The sequence below is a fragment of the Oleiphilus sp. HI0066 genome, assembly GCF_001635725.1.
On the sequence record NZ_LWFH01001814.1, the window covers coordinates 1 to 1,451 of the forward strand.

General features: G+C 47.2%; 1 protein-coding gene. It reads left to right on the forward strand.

Annotated elements, in window-relative coordinates; all coding sequences use genetic code 11:
* Nucleotides 1-1,381: DUF4856 domain-containing protein (locus A3738_RS28100; protein WP_068764011.1), on the forward strand; the 1,381-nt coding region annotated here is incomplete at its 5' end.
* Nucleotides 1,382-1,451 lie beyond the last annotated feature (70 nt).

The window sequence follows — 1,451 nt, forward strand, 5'->3', positions numbered from 1 at the left end:
TGCTGGCTGCAGTAGCAGCGATGGAGGCGGTTCTTCCGCTCAACCTGCCTATTCTTTTGAAAGCCAGTTTGAAGCAGGCGAAAGTAGTATTTCCTATTCTGGTCAAACAGCGCGCCAAGTATTAATTTCAGATTTGAAAAGTCTAATCGCTGGCGATTTCGCTACGGCCACAGTAGCTAGCGATGTGCTGGATGAATTAAATGCTCTATATGACGCTAATTCTGGCGGTGATATTGATAACACCAATTACCTTTTGACCAAAGGCGCAGAAACGCTTAGCCCAGGCCCAACCTACGGCGACATTTCCACTGGAAAAGACCTGAAAGAAAAAATTGCTGGTGAAGACAACAGCCTACGCCACACTACTCTGCGCGGCTGGGCAACAGGTCTGGACGCAAACCCAACACCAGACGAGTTTGTTCAATACCTATTCGGTATCGTTGCAGCAAATGCTGTTGATCCAAGCGTACGCCTCAACCCTGTAGATGCGGGTGACGCACTACCTCCTTATTTGACAGTTACAGGTGTTGACCTGCAACAACTTACCAACAAGTTCTTGCTCATGTCAGTAGCGTACTCTCAAGGTACGGGTGACTATTTAAGCGATGATCTTGGTAATGGCAAAGGTATCAACGCAAGTGCAGAGCAAACCGTGAAAAGCGGTGTTCCTAAGCCTTACTCAGGGCTAGAACATGCTTGGGACGAAGCATTCGGCTACTTCGGCGCAGCACGTGACTACGACCTATACACCGACGCTGAGATCCGCAACCACAGCTCTGCAGAGGGCAACCCACGTGGTGAAGGTTACTTCGACACAAATGGCGACGGTGAAATTGACCTGCGTTCAGAAATCAACTTCGCAGCAGCAGTTAATGCCGCAAAACGCGATTTTGGTAGCTCGGATGATGCTAAAACTAATTTCACTACAGCTATCTTTGATGCCTTCGTAACAGGTCGCAGCTTGATTACTGAAAGTGGTGCTGATGTTGACCTAGTCGAACTGGAAGCGCAACGCGACATCATCGTTAACAACTGGGAAAAAGTGTACGCGGCAACAGCTGTTCACTATATCAACGACACGCTTCAAGACATGAACGATTTCGGTACGAATGATTACAGTTTCCGCAATCACGCGAAACATTGGTCAGAGTTGAAAGGTTTTGTTATGGGCCTTCAATTTAACCCGAATGCACTAATCAGTATCACAGACATTGAAACAATCAACACCAACCTAGGTGATGCACCTGTACTTTCTACTGCCGATACAACCACGATCAATAACTATCGTGCAAGCCTGATTGCTTCACGCGATATTCTCCAAGCTGCTTACAACTTTGCTGATGAGAATATGGGTGATGCAAACGGTGAAAACGGCTGGTAAGCACCTACGCAATTTCCGTTAGCCAGCACATTAAGCAGTTATACAAGCCGCTGAGCAACGGATAGCTTTA